The following is a 20,103-nucleotide window of genomic DNA, read 5'->3' as shown; positions in this document are numbered from 1 at the left end:
TGATTGTAGAAATGTAAGCTGGTGATTGCAGTCCGAGGGAAGGGCGGGACGACGTGGCCGAACGGGACGGGACGACAGCGCGGCCACCGCGGGGACGGGTGGCCAAGCGGCAGGCCATCACCGTCGCGGCCCGCGCGGTCTTCGGGCGGGACGGCTACGCCCGGGCCGGTATCGAGGCCATCGCCGCGGAGGCCGGGGTGTCGACCCGTACGATCTACAACCACTTCGACGGCAAGGAGCAGCTGTTCGCCGCGGTGATCGAGGAAAGCTCCGTGCAGGTCGCCGGCGCGCTGGTCCGCCTGATCGACGACCACCTCGACCCCGTGGAAGGGGCCGCCGACCTCGAACCCGCCCTCACCGCGCTCGCGCACGCCTGGGCGGCGGTGCCCCGGGCCGGGTTCGCCGAGCACTTCGCCGTCGTCAGGCAGCTGAAGGCCGAGGCGGCGAGCATGCCGCCCGCTCTGGTGCAGGCGTGGAACGACGCCGGGCCGCGGCGCGCCGAGGCCGCCCTGGCCCGGCACCTGCGCGCGCTGGCCGGGCGCGGGATCGTGGCGGCCGACGATCCCGTGCTGGCCGCCGACCACTACCTGCTGCTGACCCTGGGCGCCCTCGACACCCGCAGCGACCAGGGCGCCACCCCCCTCGGCGACGCCGAGACCGCGCGGATCACCACCGCCGGCGTCCGCGCCTTCCTGGGCGGCTACCTGCCCCGCCCCGCACGCTGACCGCGCCCGGCCCCGTCGGCGGCGAAATCACCCGTCCGGCGGTTCAGGACGCGAAGCGGGCGCGCAGCTTCTTCTTGTCGAACTTGCCGGTCCCGGTGCGGGGCACCGCGTCCACCAGCTCCACCCGGTCGGGCAGCTGCCAGCGGGCGAACCCGCTGCGCTCCAGGTGCGTACGGACCTCGTCGAGGGTCACCGCCGCCCCGGGGCGCAGCGCCACGCACACCAGCGGTCGTTCCGACCACTTCTCGTCGGGCACCGTGACCACGGCGGCCTCGGCGACGGCGTCCATCGCCATCACCGCCGACTCCATGTCGACGGACGAGATCCACTCCCCGCCCGACTTGACGAGGTCCTTGGCGCGGTCGGTGATGACGAAGTAGCCGTCGGGCGAGCCGGTGGCGATGTCGCCGGTGACGAACCAGCCGTCGTCCGTGAACTGCCCGGCGCCCTCCCCGCCGAGGTACGCGTCGGCCACCCACGGGCCGCGCACCAGCAGCTCGCCCATCGACTCCCCGTCCCAGGGCAGCGGGTGCCCGTCCCGGTCGCGGATCTGCGTCTGCACCCCCGGCAGCGGCAGGCCGGCCATGTCGCGGACGGAGTCCGCGAGCCGCTTCTCGTCCCAGCCGCGCATGTGCTCCTTCGGCCAGGCGAAGCTGGCGAGCGGCGACGTCTCCGTCATCCCCCAGATCTGCACCAGCGGGATGCCGAACTCGGTGCGGTAGCGGTCGATGAGCGCCCGCGCCGGCCGGGCGCCGCCGCACAGCAGATGCCGGACGTCCGGAAGGCCCCCGCCGCGGGCGGCGACGGCGTCCGCCACGGCCATCCACACCGTCGGCACGCCGGCGGCGACGGTGACGCGCTCGGCGGCCATCAGCTCCACGAGCGCCGCCGGGTCCAGCGGCCCGCCGTAGAACACCTGCTTGGCGCCGTACGGGGTGGCGGTGTAGGGCAGGCCCCAGGCGTTGGCGTGGAACATCGGCACCACCGGCAGCACCGCGTCGCCGGGGCCGATGGACATCGCGGCCCGGGAGGAGCCGGCGACGGCGTGCAGCACGGTCGAGCGGTGCGTGTAGACCACGCCCTTGGGCCGTCCGGTGGTGCCGGAGGTGTAGCACAGGCCGAGCGGGGCGCGTTCGTCGATCTCCCGGGGCTCGTACGTCTCCGGCTGCGCGGCGAGGAGTTCCTCGTAGGCCACGGCGCGCGGCAGCCCGGTGCCGGGCGGCACCCGGTCGCCGAGCACCACCACGTGCTCCACGCCCGCCAGAGCGCCGCGCTCGGCCACCTCCGCGAGCAGCGGCAGGAGGTCGGCGTCGACCAGCACGGCGCGGTCCTCGGCGTGCCTGACGACGTAGGCGAGTTCGTCGGCGGACAGCCGTACGTTCAGCGTGTGCAGCACCCGTCCGGTGCAGGGCACCGCCCAGTACGCCTCCAGGTGCCGGTAGCCGTTCCAGGCCAGGGTGGCCACGCGCGCGTCCGGCGGCAGCCCCAGGGCGTCGAGCGCGTGCATGAGCTGCTGCGCCCGGCGGCCGAAGTCCGCGTACGTGTAGCGGTGCTCGCCGCCGTCCGGCAGGCGGGTGACGACCTCGGTGTCGTGGAAGTGACGCGGCCCGTGGCCGAACAGCAGCCAGCTGTTGAGCGGGATGTCCATCATCGCCATGGCGGACATGGTGACCGGGGTCCCGCACGCGGACCACGGAGAAAACCCACACTCCGGCCCCGGTCCTTGTGGGGGCTGTCTCTGTAGTCGCGGCCACCGTCCGCTTCTACGTTCTCCCCGACGCCGACGCCCTGTCGGCGGCCACCCGCGGCATCCGAGGTCGGTATGACGAGGAAGACGAGCACCACGAGCACGGCGAGCGGCGACGGCGCCGCGCCCGGGCACGCCCTGATGTCCACCCACGGCCTGACGAAGGAGTTCGGGGGATTCCGCGCCGTCGAGGGCGTGGACCTGGCTGTCGCGGAGGGAACGATCCACGCCCTTGTCGGGCCCAACGGGGCCGGGAAGACGACGCTGTTCCACCTGCTGACGGGCTTTCTGCCGCCGTCGGCCGGACGGATCGAGCTGGCGGGCAGGGACATCACCGGGCTGCCGCCGGAGCGGGTGGCGCGCCTGGGTGTGGCCCGCTCCTTCCAGGTCACCAGCCTCTTCCCCGCGGAGACGGCGCGCGCCCACCTGGAGCTCGCGCTCCAGGCCGGCACCGGCCTGGGCCGCCGGTTCTGGCGGTCGGACCGGCTGCTGGCGCGGTTCTCCGGCCGTGCGCGGGAGCTGCTGGACCAGGTGGGGCTGGCCGACCGGGCGGAGTCGCCGGCGGGCAGCCTGCCGTACGGGCAGAAGCGCGCGCTGGAACTGGCGCTCGCGCTGGCGCTCGACCCCCGGGTGCTGCTGCTCGACGAGCCCACGGCCGGCATGGGCCTGGAGGACGTGGACCGGACCGTCGCGCTGGTGGACCGCGTCCGTGCCGGGCGGACGGTGGTGCTCGTCGAGCACAACATGAGCGTCGTCGGCTCGCTCGCCGACACCGTCACGGTGCTCCAGCGGGGCCGGGTGCTCGTCGAGGGCACGTACGACACCGTCCGCTCCGACCCGCGGGTCGTCGAGGCGTATCTGGGGGCCGGCGGTGCTTGAGGTGCGGGGCGTGACCGCCCACTACGACGAGGCCGAAGTCCTGCGGGAGGTGTCGTTGGAGGTCGGTGCCGGGGAGGTCGTGACCCTGGTGGGCCGCAACGGGGCGGGCAAGACGACCCTTCTGCGCTGCGTGATGGGACTGCACCGGCGCACGGCGGGCACCGTCCGGCTGGAGGGCCGGGACCTGAGCGCGCTGCCGCCGCACCGCAGGGCCCGCCGCGGCCTGGGGTACGTCCCCGACGACCGGGGCATCTACGCGGGCCTGAGTGTGGCGGAGAACCTCACCCTGCCCCCGGCGAAGGCGGGTTCGGCCTGGCCGCTGGCGCGCGTGTACGAGGAGTTCCCGGTGCTCCGCGAACGGCGCCGCAGCCCCGGCGGGAAGCTCTCCGGCGGCGAGCAGCAGATGCTCGCCCTGGCCCGGGTGCTCCGCACCGGCGCCCGGGTCCTGCTGTGCGACGAGCCGACCGAGGGGCTGGCGCCGATCGTCGTCGAACGTATCGCCGCGATCCTGCGCGAGGCCAAGCGGAACGGGACGGCGGTGCTGCTGGTGGAGCAGAACCTGCGCTTCGCCACCACCGTCGCCGACCGCCACTACCTGCTGGACCGCGGCCGGATCGCCGAGTCGCTGGCCAACGACGACGTCCGGGAGCGCGAACACGAACTCCTCGGCCACCTGGGCCTGTAGCCCGGCCCGCGCCCGGGCCGCACCGGTCGTGCCGACCACTTCAAGGAGGAAGCATGGGACACACCTGGTCGAAAGCAGCGGGTGCCGCGGTGGTGGCCGGATCGCTTCTCGCGGGCTGCGGGGGCGGCGGGCCGGGCTCCGGCGGCGGCAGGATCAGCGACGGCGGGATCACCCTGGGCGTACTCACCGACCTCTCCGGCGTCTACGCCGAACTGGCCGGACCCGAGGCGGTCACGGCGGTGGAGATGGCCGTCGCGGACTTCGAGAGGAAACACGGCGGCGACGCGGTCGCCGACGACATCGACGTCATCTCGGCCGACCACCAGAACAAGCCGGACATCGCCAACACCCAGGCGCGGGACATGTACGACCGCGAGCACGCCGACGCGGTCTTCGACGTGCCGACGTCGTCCGCGGCGCTCGCCGTGGCGAACGTCGCCGAGCAGTCCGAGAAGCTCTACTTCAACATCGGCGCCGCGACCACGGAGCTGGCCGGCGAATCCTGCAACCCGTACACCTACGCCTGGGCCTACGACACCTACATGCTGGCCAACGGCACCGGCACCGAGGTGACCCGGCAGGGCGGCGACAGCTGGTACCTCCTTTACCCGGACTACGCCTTCGGTCAGGACATGGAGAAGCAGTTCAGCACCGCCATCGAACAGGCCGGCGGCGAGGTGGTGGGCAAGGACCCGACCCCGTTCCCGAACGACAACTTCTCCACGTTCCTGCTCAAGGCGTCCGCGAAGAAGCCCGCGCCCGCCGTGCTCGGCGCGCTGCAAGCGGGTGGCGACCTGGTCAACGTCGTCAAGCAGTACGACCAGTTCAAGCTGCGGGACAAGGACATCGAGCTGGCCATCGGCCTGCTGTTCGACACCGACATCAAGGCCATCGGGCAGGACAAGCTCGCCGGGACGATGTTCACCTCCCCCTGGTTCTGGAACGTCGACGAGGAGTCCAGGCGGTGGGCCGAGCGGTTCCGGAAGAAGGCGGGCACCTGGCCGACCTTCGACCACGCCGCCAACTACTCCGCCGCCACGCACTACCTGGAGGCCGTGCAGCGCGCCGGAACCGACGATCCCCAGGAGGTCAACAAGGAGCTGGAGGGCATGGAGTTCGACGACTTCTTCGCCCGCAACGCCCGGGTGCGCGCGGCCGACCACCGGGTCGTGCACGACGCCTACCTGGCCCGGGTCAAGGACCCCGCGGACAGCGAGACCGAGGGCGACTTCACCGAGAAGGTGAAGACCATCCCCGCCGACGAGGCGTTCGGTCCGGTCTCACCCGACTGCTCGATGACCTGACCGTCGACACACGGCCCCGGCCCGGCGAGCTCCCGCGCCGGGCCGCGGCAGAGGACGGACGACGATGACCTCCTTCCTGCAACAGGCGTTCAACGGCCTGGTCTCGGGCGGCTTCTACGCGCTCCTCGCCCTCGGCCTCGCCGTCATCTTCGGCATGCTCCACGTCGTCAACTTCGCGCACGGCGCCGTCTACATGCTCGGCGCGTTCGCCGCGGTGGTCCTCCAGGACACCGCGGGCCTGGGGTTCTGGTGGGCGCTGCTGCTGGTGCCCCCGGCCGCGGCCCTGGCCGGCACGCTGCTGGAGCGGCTGCTCATCCACCGGCTGGCCGCCCTCGACCCGCTCTACAACTTCCTGCTCACCTTCGGCATCGCGCTGGTCTGCCAGGACCTGATGCGCATGAAGTACGGGGCCCGGTCCACCCCGTACGACGCCGGCCCCTTCACCGGCTCCGTCGACCTCGGGCTTTTCGACTACCCCGCGTACCAGGTCTTCGTCCTCGGCGCCGCGGCCGTCGTCTGCCTCGGAGTCTGGCTGCTGCTGACCCGCACCCGCACCGGCACCGTGGTGCGCGCCGCCACCGAACGTCCGGAGCTGACGCGGGCGCTGGGCATCGACACCGGCCGCTGGGTCGCGCCCGTGTTCGGCTGCGGCGTCGCGCTGGCCGCGCTGGCCGGGGTGCTGGCGGCGCCGATGCGGGCGGTCAACTCGGGCATGGGGGCGGACCTCATCATCGTGGTCTTCGCCGTCGTCGTCATCGGCGGCCTCGGTTCCATCCCCGGTGCGGTGGTCGCCGGGTTCGCCGTCGGGATGCTCCAGGCCCTCGGCAACCTCTACGTCCCCGTCCTCTCGCAGACGTCGGTCTTCGTGCTGATGGCCGTGGTGCTTCTGGTCCGGCCCGCCGGACTCTTCGGCAAGGAGGAACGCGCCCTATGATCCTCGCCCTGACCGACCGGCTCCGCGGCCGGCCCGGCCCCCTGCGCTGGGGGCTGCCGGCCGCCGGGCTGGTCTGCGTCCTCGGGCTGCCGTGGGTGCTCTATCCGCCGGTGGCCGCCGACATCCTGTGCTGGGGCCTGTTCGCCGTCGCGTTCGACCTGCTGCTGGGGCACGCCGGGCTGCTGTCCTTCGGCCACGCCGCGTTCTGGGGCTCCTCGGCGTACGCCACCGGGCTCCTCGCCATCCACGCCGGCGTGCCCTTCCCGCTCGCGGTGGCCGGCGGCGCGGTGGCCGCGGCGGTCGTCGCCCTGCCCATCGGCCTGCTCGCGGTCCGCCGCAGCGGCATCTACTTCGCCATGGTCACCCTCGCCTTCGCGCAGATGATCTACTTCATCGCCAACCAGTGGGACGACGTCACCGGCGGCGAGAACGGGCTTCAGGGCATCCCGCGCGAGCTGCCGGGCGTGGACCTGTCGGACTCCTTCGTCTACTACTACGCGGCGCTGCCGCTGGTCCTGGCCGGCCTCGCCGTCGCCTGGCGCCTGGTGCACTCGCCGTTCGGCCGCGTCGTTGCCGCGGTGCGGGAGAACCCGGCGCGCGCCCGGGCACTCGGCTACCCCGTGGACCGCTACAAGGTGGTCGTCTTCACCGTCTCCGCGTTCCTGTCCGGCCTCGCCGGCGGGCTGTACGCCGTCAACCACGGGTTCGCCTTGCTGCAGGAGGTGTACTGGACGACGTCGGGCAAGGTCGTCGTGATGACGGTCCTCGGCGGCATCGGCACCCTGTGGGGCGGCCTGCTCGGCGCGGCGGCGGTGGTGCGGCTGGAGGACTGGCTGTCCACCTCGGGGTTCGAAGAGGTCGGCATCGTCACCGGCAGCCTGTTCATCCTCGTCGTACTCCTCTTCCGCCGCGGTATCTGGGGCACCGTGGCGCACCTCCTGCGGCCACCCGCGGACCGTACGGGCATGCCCCCCGCCGGCCGCGGGAACGGTACGGTTCGTGACCCCGCCGCCGGCGACCGGCCGGAGCGCTCCCTGGTCGGGGAGCCGTGAGGGAGGAGGGGACCGCCATGCGCACCGATCCGCCCCGCACCGGCCAGACGGCAGGCACGGCAGGCGAGACGGCAGAACGGCTGCTGTGCCTGCTGCGCGAGGGCGCGCCCCAGGAGGAGTACGAGAATCTGCTCGCCGGCGCCCGCGGCGAGGCCGCCGGGGCGCTGCGCCCGCTGGTCGACGCGGCCCTCGCGGTGCGCGCGCAGCTGGAGGAGCGCCGCCGGCGTGAGGCCGAACTGGCCGCGCTGTACGAGACCGCCGGCGACCTGTCGTCGCTGCGCGACCTGGAGGCCGTCCTGCGGGCGATCGTCCGCCGGGTCCGGCAGCTCATGGGCACCGACGCCGCCTACCTCATGCTCAACGACGACGACCGCGGCGACACGTACATGCGGGTCACCGACGGTATCCGCACCGACGCCTTCAAACAGGTGCGGCTCGCGATGGGCGCGGGTCTCGGCGGTCTCGTCGCCAAGACGGGCGTGCCGTACCACACGCCGGACTACCTCCACGACCCCCGCTTCGACCACACCATCGACGACGTCGTGGGCGGCGAAGGCGTCACGGCGATCCAGGGCGTGCCCCTGTCCCTGGGCGACCGGGTCATCGGTGTCCTCTTCGCCGCGAACCGCCGCGCCCGGCCCTTCTCACCGGCCGAGGTGGCGCTGCTGGTCTCCCTCGCCGACCACGCCGCCATCGCCATCGAGAACGCCACCCTCTTCCAGGACGTGCGCCGCACCGTCGACGAACTGACCGAGGCCAACGCGGTCATCCAGGCGCACAGCGAGTCCATCGAGCGGGCCGCGGCGCTGCACGAGCGGCTGACCGGGATCGTCCTGGACGGCGGCGGCCTCGCGGACGTCGCCGACACCCTCGCGGAGGTGCTCGGCGGCGGCCTGCTGGTCCTCGACCCGCGCGGGCGCACCATGGCGGCCGCCGGCGCCGACCCGGTGGTCGAGCGGGCCCGCACCGAGGGTGCGCTGCCCGAGAGCTGCCCGGAGGCGCGTGCCGTACGCGAGGCGCGCGTGCTCGGTTCCGGCACCCGCAGCACGCGCCGCGTGCCCGCCGCGGACGGCGGCTCCGCCGCCTGCGCCGCCCCCGTGGTCGCCGGCGGTGAGGTGCAGGGGGTGCTGCTGCTGCTCTGCCGCCGCATCGGCGCCGACGACGTACGCCTGCTGGAGCGGGCGGCGATGGTCACCGCGCTGCTGCTGCTCGGCGAGCGCACGCTGGCGGAGGCCGAACACCGGCTGCGCGGCGAGTTCCTCGACGACCTGCTGTCCTCCCCGCACCGCGACCCCGAAGGGCTGCGCCGCCGGGCCGCCCTGATGGGCATCGCCCACGGCCGCCCGCACACCGTGCTCGCCGCCCGCTCCCGCGACGGCGCCCCACGCCGGCGCATCGCGGACGCCGCGGTCCCGTACGCGGCCCGGCACGGCGGCCTCGCCGGGGAGCACCACGGCGAGGTCGTCGTCCTGCTCCCCGGCGACACGGACCCCGGCGCGCGGGCCCGCGCCGTCGCCGAGCACCTGCGGCGCACACTGGACGCGGCGGTCACCGTCGGCGCCGCCGCCGCGTCCGCCGGACTGGAGTCCATCGTCGAGGCCCACCCGGACGCGGTGCGCTGCCTGGACGTGCTGCTCGCCCTCGACCGCGACGGCGAGGGCGCCGCCCCCGACGAACTCGGCGTCTACGGCCTGCTGCTCCACCAGACCGGCCGCGACGAACTCCGCCGCTTCGTACGCCGCACCCTCGGCCCGGTGCTCGACTACGACCGGCGCCGCGGCGGCCACCTGGCCCACACCATGACCACCTACTTCGCCTGCGACACCAACCTCACCCGGACGGCGGCCGAGCTCTACATCCACGTCAACACCCTCTACCAGCGCATCGACCGCATCACCGCGCTGCTGGGCCCGCACTGGCGCCACGGCGACCACGGGCTCCAGGCACACCTGGCGGTGAAGGTGCACGCCATGCTCTCCGCCGCGACCGAACCCGGCTGAAGGAGGCCCGCGAGCACGCGTCGCGATGGCAGCCGGTGCCCGCGGTGCCCGCGGGCTCCGCAACCGGCCGCCGGATGCGACCTCGTGCGGAGCCCGCTGCTCACCGAGGTGTTCGGTGGGTGACCGGGGCGCCTGCCGCGCCCTGGTAGTCGATGCGGTAGAGGCCGGAGTCGTTGTTGCCGCCTCCGAAGGAGCTGCCCCACTCCAGGAGGTAGAGCGAGCCGTCCGGGCCGAACGTCATGTCCATCGGCCTGGTGAACCCGGTGGCGGGCATGAACTCGTTGACGGCTCCGAGGCCGCCGCTCCCGTCGAAGCGGACTTCCTTGATGAAGTCGCGGTCCCACTCGTAGAAGAACGCCGAGCCGTCGAACGACTGCGGGAACTTGGTGCCGGAAGGGTTGCCGGCGTCGAAGCGGTAGACGGGTCCGGCCATCGGGGCGATACCGCCCGTGCCCAGTTCGGGGAACTCCGACGAGGCGTCGTAGCCGTACCACACGGTGGGCGTCCGCACCGGAGGCAGTTCGGTCAGCCCGGAGTTGTGGGGAGACTCGTTGACGGGGTCGGCGCAGTCGAACTTGGGGCCGATCTCGCCCGTGTCGGGGTTGTAGGGGGCATAGGGCTGGTTGTTGCCGTGGCAGAACGGCCAGCCGTAGTTCCCCGGTTCGGTGATGACGTTGTACTCGCCCAGGCCCGCGGGGCCGCGGTCGTCGGTCACACCGCGGCGGTCGGGGCCGTAGTCGGCCAGGTGCACGGCGCCGGTGGCGGGGTCCACGGCAAAGCGGAAGGGGTTGCGGAAGCCCATGGCGTAGACCTCGGGGCGGGTGTGCTCCGTTCCCACGGGGAAGAGGTTGCCGTCGGGGATGGTGTATCCGCCGCCGTTGGTGGGCCGGATGCGCAGGATCTTGCCGCGCAGGTCGTTGGTGTTGCCGGCCGTGCGCGCCGCGTCCTGCATCTCATGACCCGGGCGCCAGTCCAGCGGGGCGTAGCCCTGCCAGGCCGGGTCGAGGTTGGGCGCCGTGTCGTCGCCCGTGCCGATGTAGAGGGTCCCGTCCGGGCCGAATTCGAGGCTGCCGCCGGTGTGGCCGGGCTCCGGGTAGGTCCGGTCCCGGTAGGCGGGGATGTCGATCACCTGCTGCTCGCTCGCGGGATCCAGAGTGTTTCCGTCGAGGGTGAAGGCGGACACTCTGTTGACGTCTTCCGCGCTGCCGGCGGGGGAGTAGTTGAGGTAGATCCTGTCGTTGGTGGCGAAGCCGGGGTCGAGGGCCAGTCCGATGAGCCCGTCCTCACCGCCGGTGTACACGTTGAGGTTTCCGGCGGTCGTGGTGGACCGGGTGGCCGGGTCGAAGATGCGCACCGCGCCGCCGCGCTGGATGTAGATCACGCGGCCGTCCGGAGCGACGTCCAGCTCCATGGGATCGGCGGTGTCGTCGTCGAGCGTCACCTTCGCGAAGGTGTCCTGGTCGGGTGTGGCCGTCCCGCACGCTCCCGGCACGGTGCCCGACGCCCACCGCACGCCGCCCATCAGGTGCTTGCGGAAGTTCTCCTCCGCGTAGGACGCGGCGTCGTGGCCCATGGCGGTGGCCCAGACCTTGCCGCCGGAGGCGACGCTGCACCAGGAGATGGGATGGTCCTCGCCCATCGCGAACCCGCCCGGGTCGTAGGTGGATTCGTCGACGGTCGCGAGCACGTGGACGTTCGCCCGCGGGTTGGGGTCGAAGTTGTACCACTCCTCGGGCCGCGTCCAGGATCCGGGGAGGTCCCGGGTGGAGGGGTGGTCCGGGTCCTCGATGTGGACGGTGCCCTCCTGGATGCCGGCGGCGTGGCCGGGCATGTGGGCGCCGCCGTTGATGGTCTCGTCCCACCAGGGGAACTCGCCCTCGATGCCCGCGTCGAGGCTGTTGTGTACGGCCACCACGCCTCCGCCTGCGGTGACGTAGTCCTGCATGGCCTGACGCTGTTCGCCGGTGTCCCAGACCATGCCGGAGTTCTGGAGCATGACGACGGCGTCGAACCCGGCGAGTTCGGCGTCGTTGAAGACGGCCGGGTCGTCGGTCTGGACGAGCTCGATGTCCTGCTCGGCCGCCTCCTCCTGGAACATCCGGATGCCGGCCGGTATGGAGTCGTGGACGTAGCCGACGGCCCTGGTGAATAACAGGACACGGGACTCGGCGGCCTCGGCGCCGGACGCGGTCGCCGTCAGGGCACCGGTGGCGAGCAGCGGCGCCATGGCGAGCGCCACGAGGGCGCGTGGGCGTGTGCGGTGTCGTTCCTTCATGTGGGGGGTCCTTTCGGGTGTTGAGGTGCGGCTTCGGTTGTTCCGGTCCGGGAAGGGACGTCGTGAGGCGGTCGGCCGCCTCACACGCCTGCCGCGCGGAGCCGGTCCGGCTCGCCGTGCCAGGCCGCCGTCAGGATCTGTTCCAGCGCGTCCACGTCGAGCCGCACGGGGTTGTTGTCGACGAGCCTCCTGATGCCGATCGACGCCTCGGCCAGTCCGCGGATCTCGCCGGCCTCGATCCCGATCTCCGCCAGCGAGGCGGGCAGCCCGACCCGCAGCCCCAGCTCGTGGACCGCTGTCACGGGGTCGGTGCACTCCATCACCCCGGCCAGGGCGGACATCTCGGCGAGGCGCGCTGGCCGGTTGAACTCCATGACGTAGGGGAGCAGGAGGCCGGTCCCCAGCCCGTGCGAGGTGCGGGTGGCCGCCCCGACCGCGAACTGGAGGGCGTGGGCCGCGGTGACCCCGGCGTTGCCGAAGGCGATGCCGGCGAGGAGGCTGCCGTAGAGCATCGCCGACCGGGCGTCCAGGTCGTCCCCGTCGCCGACGGCGTCGGCCAGGTTCGCGGAGATGCCGCCGGCCGCGGTCAGCGCGAGGGTGTCGGAGAGCAGGTTCTTGCCGACCTGCGGCCGGGCGAGCACCGAGGACGCGGTCGGGGGCCGGCTGATCGCCATGAACGACTCCACGGCGTGCGCCAGCGCGTCCATGCCCGAGTGGGCGGTCACGGTCCGCGGCGCGCTCACGGTGAGCAGCGGGTCGCAGAGCGCGTGCCGCGGGATGAGGTGCCGGCTGGCGATGCCGACCTTCATCCGTGTCGTCGCATCGGTGATCACCGAGACCGGCGTGACCTCCGAACCCGTCCCGGCCGTGGTGGGCAGAGCGATCAGCGGCAGCACGGGCCCCGGCACCGACTCCACGGGGTAGTAGGTGCTCAGCGGGCCCGGGTGGCTCGCCAGCAGGGCGGTGACCTTGGCGAGGTCGATGGTGCTCCCGCCGCCGACGGCGACGACCACGTCCGGCCGGTGCTCCGCGGCGTACGCGACCGCTTCGGCGATGGTGCTCTCCGGCACGTCCACGACGGCTTCGGAGAAGACGCGTACGTCGACACCCGCCTCGTGCAGCGAGGTGCGTACGGAGTCGAGTCCGGTCGATCCGGCGATGTTCGGATCGGTGACGACCAGCGTCCGGTCGCCGTACCCGGCGGCGAGCGGACCCGTCGCCGAGGCCATCCCGGTGCCGAAGATCACCTGGGCGGGTGTGCGCAGGATCGCGAAGTCGTCCATGGCCCCTCCAGGAAGGTCGTCAGGAGTCGGTGCAGCTCCGTCGGCCGTTCGGCCGGTGAGGCGTGCCCGCACCCAGCGAACAGGTGCGCCCTCACGTCGGGCAGCAGGTGCAGAAGTCGCAGCGTGCTGGACTCCAGCGGCACGACGCGGTCCTCCACGCCGTGCACCAGGAGCGTGGGCGCCTGGATCTGCGCCAGCTCGCCGGCGGTCAGCGCGAGGTCGCGGACCCATCGCTCGCGCGGCGGCGGGAACATGCCGGCGAACGCCTCGCGCGGACCCGGCTCCAGCGTGGCGGCCAGGCGCGCCTCGACGGCCTCGTCGGTGCGGAACGCGTCGTCGACGTGCAGCAGCTCCAGGAGCCCGCGGGCCGCCGCGCGCCCGGGCCGGTACGCCCAGAGCCGGTCCAGGCCCGGCGGCAACGGCATGTCGAGCCCGAGGGTGCCGATCCCCACCAGCCGGGCGACCGTCCGCGGCCGGGCGTGGGCCACCGACAGCGCGATGGCGCCGCCCATGGAGTTGCCGACGACGGCGCAGCGGTCCAGCGCCAGCGCGTCCAGGAGGCCCAGGACCTGCGCCGTCCACGTGCGGCGGCCGTAGGGGTGCTCCCCGCCGGACTCCGAACCGGGCAGCGGCCTGCTCCGGCCGAAGCCGGCGAAGTCCGGCGCGAGGACGCGGAAGCCGGGCGTGAGCGCGGCCATGAGAGGCTCCCAGGCCGCGCCCGTGGTGCCCGGGCCGGAGCCGTGCAGCAGGACGACGGCCGGGCCGGAGCCCGCCTCGCGCACGAAGGTCTCCCACCCGGCGACCCGGACGGTCCGTCCGCCGATGCCGGGGCGTGCCGTCCTCGCGCCGTCCGGGCGCGCGCCGCCCGCGGGAAGGCTCATGCGGCGACGGTCAGGCGGGAGCGCCGGAGCGCTCCAGCACCGCCACGAACGCCCGCGACCACTCCGGCAGATCCGGCCAGCCCCGGCAGGAGACCATGTTCCCGTCGACGACGTCGGGCTCGTCGACGACCGTCGCGCCGGCGTTCACCATGTCGCCGGCCAACGGCCCGAACGCGGCCGTCCTGCGGCCCTTCAGGAGGCCGTAGATCGCCGGCACCTGCGGTCCGTGGCACACCGTGCCCACGGGCAGGTCCCGGGCGAAGAAGTGCTCGGTGATGCGGCGGACATCCGCGTCGAGGCGGATGTACTCGGGAGCGCGGCCGCCGGGGATGATCAAGCCCGCGTACTCCGTCGGATCGACCTCCGAGAAGGCCAGGTCGACGGGAAGCCTGCGCCCGTTCTTCTCCGTGTAGGCGTCCGACTCCGGCTCGAAGTCGTGGATCACCAGCTGCACGTCCCGGCGCGTCAGCGCCGCGACGTCCGTCCGGTAGCCCGCCTCGCGCATGCGGAAGATCGGGTACATCGCGTCCAGCTCCTCGGTCGCGTCGCCGACGAGCACAAGCACCTTGTTCATCGCACCTCCGGTTATCGGCAGCTCTGATCGCACGTATGCCTTGTTGCCCCGGACGTTCCTGAGGACGGAACGCCGGCTGATCCCTACCCCTCCGGGGCCCGGTGGGTGCACTCCGGTGACCGTGGAGTTCAGGGACTACCCGAACCGGGTGAAGAACTTCCATACCTCCCCCGATGTCCAGGTCTGCCAGCCGCCGCCGGTGGACCCGTCGATGGGGGCGGGGTCGTGACCTCCGTCGAACGCGGCCCATACGACGGGATGGCCGGAGGTGCACCCCGAGTAGGCGGTGACGATGTGCGTCAGGCTGCCTTGCCCCGGCTCGGGCGGGTTCTGCGGGGTACAGCCGTTGTTCCTGACGAACGTGTCGCGCAGCCCTCGTCCCGCAGAGATGGGCAGCACGTTGTCCCGGAGGCCGTGGAGCCCCATGTACGCGACGGGCTGCGTGCCGCCGTTGCACCCGCTGAGGTTCGCGCCGGAGTAGACCGCCACCGCGCGGAAGACCGTCGCCCGGCTGCAGGCGAGGGCGTACGACATCGCGCCGCCGTAGCTGAAGCCCGCGGAGAAGACCCGCGCCGTGTCGACACACAGCCCCGCCTCGATCTCCCGGAGTATGTCGTCGACGAGGGTCACGTCCTGACCGCCGGAATTGGCCCAGCCGTTGTTGAGGCCCTGGGGCGCCACGAAGATCGTGCCGTTGCCCGCGCTGTCCGCCAGGCGCCTCAGCCCGTAATAGGACCAGTTGTACCCGTCGGATCCGCCCGAGTCGACATCGTGGGCGGTGCCGCCCAGCCAGTGCATTCCGAAGATCAACCGGTAGGGGTGGTTGCTGTCGTAGCCGGCGGGGACCCTGAGGATGTAGCTGCGGTTCCGGCCGCTGCTGGAGATGGTGTGCGTACCGCTGGTCAGCGTCGGAGCCTGGCCGCAACCGGCGGTCGCCGTGGCGGCACCGGTGGGCGGCGTGCCGGCGTCGCGACTGCTGCCCAGCGCCGTGCCGGGAGCGGCCATGGCGAGAAGCGCCGCGGCCACGAGGGGTACGAGGAGGGACCTGCATCTCATCTGCTTCTCCCTTTCCGTCCGGATTCGGGTCGTCCGGGTGCGTGCCGGCCGGCGGAGCGCGGGAGCAGCCGCGGCGTGGGGCCCACCACCCCCCACGCCGCGGCCTTCCCGCCGCCCGCCGGATGTCAGCTGCCGGATGCGGCGGTGCCCGCGGCCCAGCGGATGCCGCCGAGCAGGTGGCGCCGGAAGTCCGCCTGTGCGTACGACTCGGCCGTGTGCCCGCCGCCGGTGTAGAACGAGCGGCCCCCCGCGTACTCCTTGCACCACGCGATCGGGTGGTCGCCGTTCATGGTTCCGCCGCTGTAGCTGGACTCGTCGAGCGAGGCCAGCACGCGGGCCCCGGAGCGGGGGTTGGTCCGGTAGTTGTACCATTCGTCCGTTCGATTCCAGGTCGTGCCGAGATGGGCGGTCGCGTCGTGCGTCCGGTCCTCGACGACGACCGTGGCGTTCTGGATCCACGGGTGGGACTCGAAGTAGGCCCCGACCAGCTCGCCGTACCAGGGCCACTCGTATTCGGTGTCGGCCGCCGAGTGGACGCCGACGTACCCGCCGCCGCCCGCGATGTACTCCTCGAACGCCGCCTGCTGGGCGGCGTCGAGCACGTTGCCCGTGGTGTTCAGGAAGACGACCGCCGCGAACCCGGCGAGGCCGTCACCGGTGAACGCGGTGGCGTCCTCGGTGGCGGTCACCTGGAAGCCGTTCTCCGCCCCCAGTTCCCCGAGCGCGGTGATGCCCTCGTCGATCGCGTCGTGGCGGAAGCCCGCCGTCCTGGAGAAGACGAGCACGTCGTACGGGGCACGGGAGGCCGCGGACGCGCCCGGAGCCGCCGCGATCGGCAGCGCCGCGACGCCCAGGGCTCCTCCGAGGAGCGTGCGGCGGGTCGGGAGGTCGGACATGTGGATGTTCCCTTCCGTGGTGGTCTCGACGCCGCTCTGGTCGGCGAAGCGCTCGGTCCGGTGCGCCGGCGGGTCCGGCGGCCCTGCGGGTCGTGCCTGGTCAGCCCTCCTGCGTGGGTGACTCTTCGGTCCGGGAGACGCTCTCGATGCGGTACAGGGCGCTGTTCTCGTCCCCGGCGTACCAGCCGGTGCCGTAGTCCAGGACGTACAGGGCGCCGTCGGGGCCGAAGGCCGCGTCCATGGGCTGAGTTCCGGACCACGGGATGCCGCCGATGTCGCCGCGGCTGCCGTCGGCGTTCACACCGATGTCCTTGATCCAGCGGCGGCCCCACTCCATAGCGAAGAAGTCACCGTCGAACTCCTGCGGGAACTTCACCGCCGAGTCCAGGTCCGGGTCGTAGCGGTATACGGGGCCGGCCATCGGGGACTCCGTGCCGCTTCCGAACTCCGGCACGGAACCGCCGTCGTAGGGGATCCACGCCGCCCGGGCCGGCGGAAGGGTGCTCCGGCCCGTGTTGTTCGGTGAGTCGTTGACGGGCGCGGAGCAGTCGAACGCCGAGCCGGAGGAGCCGGTGGCGAAGTCGTAGTCGACGTAGGGCCGGTTGTCGCCGACGCAGTACGGCCAGCCGTAGTTGCCCGCGCCGGTCACCCGGGCGAACTCCACCATGCCGCCCGGGCCCCGGCTCGGGGAGGCGGACCCGGCGTCCGGGCCGTAGTCGCCCACGTAGACGACACCCGTCCGCTTGTCGACGCTCATCCGGTACGGGTTGCGGAAGCCCATGGCGTAGATCTCGGGCCGTGTCCGCGATGTCCCCGGCTCGAAGAGGTTGCCCTCCGGGATGGTGTACGAGCCGTCGTCGGCGACCTTGATCCGCAGGATCTTGCCGCGCAGGTCGTTGGTGCTGGCCGCCGAGCGCTGCGCGTCGAACGCCGGGTTGCGGTCGCCGCGTTCGTCGATCGGGGTGTAGCCGTCGGAGCCGAAGGGATTGGTGTCGTCGCCGGTCGAGAGATAGAGGTTGCCCGCGGCGTCGAAGTCGATGTCGCCCCCGGTGTGGCAGCACTGGCCGCGGTTCGCCGGCACCTCCAGGATCGTCGTCTCGGAGCCGGTGTCGAGGGTGCCGTCGTCCTTCAGCACGAACCGGGAGAGCCGGTTGACGCCGTCGAACGGCTCGAAGTCCGCGGCCGAGCCGGTGCTCGGCGCGTCCCCGGGCGGCGTGTCGAGCGAGGGGGCATAGTAGAGGTAGACGAAGCGGTTGGTGGCGAATCCGGGATCGAGGGCGACGCCCTGCAGGCCGTCCTCGTCGTGGGTGTAGACGTCCAGCCTGCCCGCGACCTCGGTGGTGCCCTGCGGATCGGTGAGCCGTACGGTGCCGTCGCGCGCGGTGTGCAGCACGGAGCGGTCGGGCAGGACGGCGAGCGACATCGGCTCACCCGTCTCGTTCGCGCCTTTGGCGAGGGTCACCTGCTGGAACTCCGCCTGCCGGGTGTCTGCCGTCCCGGCAGGTTCGGCGGAGGCCGCAGGCAGCATCGTGACGGCGCCTGCGGTGGCGAGCAGCGGGCAGATCGCCGCCGCGAGATACGTTCGTAACTGTCTGCGCATGTGAACCTTCCGTGGGGCGGCCCCCGGGGCGCTGTTCCGTGCCGTCGTGGGGCCGGCCGAGGTGTGTGGGTTCTCCGTGCCGGGGCGGGGCGCCCCGCGGCCTGCGCTCGGCAGGGCGGCCCGGCCCCGTGACACGGCGTACGGCGGACGTCAGGGAGCGCTGTTCAGCGCTTCCAGCACGGCGTCGTATGCCTGCTTCTTCTGGTAGTTGCTGTCGAACAGCAGCGGGGTGTCCTGCCCGCGCCACGAGTACTTGTCGGTGATGCCCCAGGTGGTGATGCCGGTGCAGCGGGACACGGCCACGCACGCCTCGGTGACCGTGCGGTAGGCGTCGGCCTGGGCGCTGCCGGAGCCGCCGATGTCCAGCTCGGTGATCTGGACCTCGACGCCGAGGTCGGCGAAGCGCTGCAGGTTCTGCCGGTAGCTGCCGAGGTCGGAGTTCGCGTCGAGGTGGGACTGGAAGCCGACGCAGTCGATGGGCACGCCGCGGGCCAGGAAGTCCTGGACCATGCGGTAGATGGCGTCGCTCTTGGCGTTGACGCCGTCGGTGCCGTAGTCGTTGTAGCAGAGCTTCGCCGCGGGGTCGGCGGCGTCGGCGGCGCGGAAGGCGTCCTCGATCCAGCCGTCGCCGATCTGCTGCTGGAGGTTGGACTGGCGGCGGCTGCCGTCCCATTCGAACGCCTCGTTGACCACGTCCCAGGAGTCGATCTCCCCGGCGTAGTGGCCGGCGACTCCGCGGATGTGGTCGAGCATCGCCCGGCGCAGGTTGTCGCCGGTCAGTCCTTGCACCCAGCCGGGCTGCTGGGCGTGCCAGACGAGGGTGTGGCCGCGTACGGACATGCCGTTGTCCCGGGCGTGGGCGACGAGCCGGTCGCCGCCGCTGAAGTTGAACTGGCCCCGGTTGGGCTCGGTGGCGTCCCACTTCATGACGTTCTCGGCGACGATGCTGTTGAACTCCCGGTTCAGGGTGGAGGCGTAGTCCGCCTCGCCGAGGAGGTGGGGGGCCACGGCGGCGCCGTAGTAGCGGCCGCTCTCGGCGGCCGCGGCGCCGAGCGTGTCGGCCGCGTGGGCGGTGCCGGAGAACGTCAGCAGGCCGGCCGCCGCCAGACCGGCGGATGTCGCGGCCGCGACGACCGCCGACCAGACCCGGCCGCGTGCGGGCCGCTTGCGTGAGGTGCTGAACATGGCTGCTCCTTGCTGTCCGGTGGAGGGTGACAGGGGCCGTACGGCCGCTGTCCGGAAGCGGTGCCGAGGGCCCGGTGGTTCAGTCGAGGACGGCTTCCCAGGCGGTGCCGGGTGCGGTGGCGCCGCCGGGGAGGCGGTCGCGGGCGGCGGTGTCGCCGTACAGGCTCCAGCGGAACCAGTCCACGAGGGTGTTCTGGGTCTGATCGAAGGTCGGGAAGCCCGGGTTGAGGTACGCGGCGTGGTCCGCGCCGACGTGGGTGAGGAACGCCTTGGGGGCGGACAGCTCCGAGTACGCCTGGCGGGCCAGGCTGTACTGGCAGGTGGGGTCCTGGTCGCCGTGGATGAACAGCACGTTGGCGTCCAGCCCCGCCGGGTTGCCCATGTCCACGCAGGCGACCGGGACGGCGGCTTTGATCCGGTCGTCCGGCCAGTTGGTCAGCAGGCCGTGGACGGTCATACCGCCCATCGAGTGGCCGGAGACGCCGACGCCGGCCGCGGTGTCGATCTGTCCGGCGAAGGGGCTGCCCGGGGAGTCGTTCAGCGCCAGGGTCCGGGTGATGACCTCGGAGACGTCCCTGGACCACTCGCCTCCGTACACGGAGCCGATGTTGGTGTTGTCGCTGATCGAGGGGGCGGGGCAGATGAAGCCGGCGGACGCTATCGCGTGCGTCTGCGAGGCGTAGGAGTCGGAGTTTCCGTACGCGCCGTGGTTCCAGTGGGCGACGGGGAACACGCCGTCGGCGAGCGGGGCGTCGGGCACCGGGTTGCCGCCGGGGGTCCCGGTGGCCGGGTAGAAGACCTTGGTGAAGAGCGAGCGGTTGCCGCGGCTCCAGTTGAACTGCCGCACTCCGATCGCGAAGTCCTGGGCCGGTGCCTGCCCGGCGAGGGCGGCCCGGCGAGCGGGGCTGCCGACGGCGGGTGCGGCGCCGAGCAGGGAGGCGGCGCCCGTCGTTCCGGCGATACCCAGACCCAGCGCGGCGCCCAGAGCGGTGCGCCTGTTCATGGACATACGAGGTCACTCCTGTGT

Annotated in this window: 13 protein-coding genes and 3 pseudogenes; 7 read left to right on the top strand and 9 right to left on the bottom strand. The window is 72.7% G+C overall.

What is annotated here, in order from left to right:
• The first annotated feature begins 98 nt into the window (after positions 1-98).
• On the top strand, positions 99-725 hold the full coding sequence (locus ACHZ99_RS19170) for a TetR/AcrR family transcriptional regulator (RefSeq protein ID WP_420305856.1): 627 nt from the start codon (positions 99-101) through the stop codon (positions 723-725).
• Positions 726-768: 43 nt separating this feature from the next.
• Here ACHZ99_RS19170 and ACHZ99_RS19165 read toward each other — a convergent pair whose 3' ends face one another.
• Positions 769-2,382 carry a long-chain fatty acid--CoA ligase gene (locus ACHZ99_RS19165; protein WP_420305855.1) on the bottom strand — a complete coding sequence of 538 codons (1,614 nt, stop codon included), beginning with the start codon at positions 2,380-2,382 and terminating at the stop codon, positions 769-771.
• Positions 2,383-2,547: 165 nt separating this feature from the next.
• Here ACHZ99_RS19165 and ACHZ99_RS19160 point away from each other — a divergent pair, with 165 nt between their 5' ends.
• The 6 genes from ACHZ99_RS19160 to ACHZ99_RS19135 all read left to right on the top strand — a co-directional run bounded on the left by ACHZ99_RS19160 (position 2,548) and on the right by ACHZ99_RS19135 (position 9,326).
• Positions 2,548-3,351: an ABC transporter ATP-binding protein gene (locus ACHZ99_RS19160; RefSeq protein WP_420305854.1), complete on the top strand. Its 804-nt coding sequence runs from the start codon at positions 2,548-2,550 to the stop codon at positions 3,349-3,351.
• Positions 3,352-3,361: 10 nt separating this feature from the next.
• The gene (locus ACHZ99_RS19155; RefSeq protein WP_420305853.1) at positions 3,362-4,036 is read left to right on the top strand and encodes an ABC transporter ATP-binding protein; all 675 of its coding nucleotides are present in this window, start codon (positions 3,362-3,364) and stop codon (positions 4,034-4,036) included.
• Positions 4,037-4,089: 53 nt separating this feature from the next.
• On the top strand, positions 4,090-5,340 hold the full coding sequence (locus ACHZ99_RS19150) for an ABC transporter substrate-binding protein (protein ID WP_420305852.1): 1,251 nt from the start codon (positions 4,090-4,092) through the stop codon (positions 5,338-5,340).
• Between the two features lie 64 nt (positions 5,341-5,404).
• Positions 5,405-6,274, top strand: a complete 870-nt coding sequence (locus ACHZ99_RS19145) for a branched-chain amino acid ABC transporter permease (RefSeq protein WP_420305851.1) — start codon at positions 5,405-5,407, stop codon at positions 6,272-6,274.
• Complete coding sequence (locus ACHZ99_RS19140) at positions 6,271-7,326, top strand: branched-chain amino acid ABC transporter permease (protein ID WP_420305850.1); 1,056 nt, start codon at positions 6,271-6,273, stop codon at positions 7,324-7,326. The genes ACHZ99_RS19145 and ACHZ99_RS19140 overlap by 4 nt, the downstream gene beginning before the upstream one ends.
• Before the next feature lie 17 nt (positions 7,327-7,343).
• A complete protein-coding gene (locus ACHZ99_RS19135; protein ID WP_420305849.1) occupies positions 7,344-9,326 on the top strand; it encodes a helix-turn-helix domain-containing protein in 1,983 nt (660 codons plus the stop codon).
• A 121-nt stretch (positions 9,327-9,447) separates the two neighbouring features.
• On the opposite strand, the pseudogene ACHZ99_RS19130 reads toward ACHZ99_RS19135, so the two are convergent.
• The 8 genes and pseudogenes from ACHZ99_RS19130 to ACHZ99_RS19095 all read right to left on the bottom strand — a co-directional run.
• Positions 9,448-11,601, bottom strand: a pseudogene (locus ACHZ99_RS19130) (ThuA domain-containing protein); the annotation flags it as partial.
• 80 nt (positions 11,602-11,681) lie between these two features.
• Positions 11,682-12,884 (bottom strand): iron-containing alcohol dehydrogenase, encoded by a 1,203-nt coding sequence (locus tag ACHZ99_RS19125; RefSeq protein ID WP_420305848.1) that lies wholly within the window; start codon positions 12,882-12,884, stop codon positions 11,682-11,684.
• Positions 12,845-13,765 carry an alpha/beta fold hydrolase gene (locus ACHZ99_RS19120; protein WP_420305847.1) on the bottom strand — a complete coding sequence of 307 codons (921 nt, stop codon included), beginning with the start codon at positions 13,763-13,765 and terminating at the stop codon, positions 12,845-12,847. Before ACHZ99_RS19120 ends, ACHZ99_RS19125 begins: the two co-directional genes overlap by 40 nt.
• A 10-nt stretch (positions 13,766-13,775) precedes the next feature.
• Entirely contained in the window at positions 13,776-14,339 is a 564-nt protein-coding gene (locus ACHZ99_RS19115) for a DJ-1/PfpI family protein (RefSeq protein WP_420305846.1), read from the bottom strand.
• Positions 14,340-14,480: 141 nt separating this feature from the next.
• Positions 14,481-15,344: pseudogene (locus tag ACHZ99_RS19110) on the bottom strand (alpha/beta hydrolase family esterase); the annotation flags it as partial.
• A gap of 197 nt (positions 15,345-15,541) precedes the next feature.
• A pseudogene (locus ACHZ99_RS19105) lies at positions 15,542-17,891 on the bottom strand (ThuA domain-containing protein); the annotation flags it as partial.
• Positions 17,892-18,041: 150 nt separating this feature from the next.
• A complete protein-coding gene (locus tag ACHZ99_RS19100; RefSeq protein WP_420305845.1) occupies positions 18,042-19,076 on the bottom strand; it encodes an endo-1,4-beta-xylanase in 1,035 nt (344 codons plus the stop codon).
• A 79-nt stretch (positions 19,077-19,155) separates the two neighbouring features.
• Positions 19,156-20,085, bottom strand: coding sequence for an alpha/beta hydrolase (locus tag ACHZ99_RS19095; RefSeq protein ID WP_420305844.1), 930 nt, complete (start codon positions 20,083-20,085; stop codon positions 19,156-19,158).
• Positions 20,086-20,103: the final 18 nt, after the last annotated feature.

Source organism: Streptomyces sp. MAR4 CNX-425, assembly GCF_048656465.1.
Taxonomy (GTDB): Bacteria; Actinomycetota; Actinomycetes; order Streptomycetales; family Streptomycetaceae; genus Streptomyces.
Note: the sequence above shows the minus strand (reverse complement) of the source record. Positions and strands in the feature narration are given on the sequence as shown.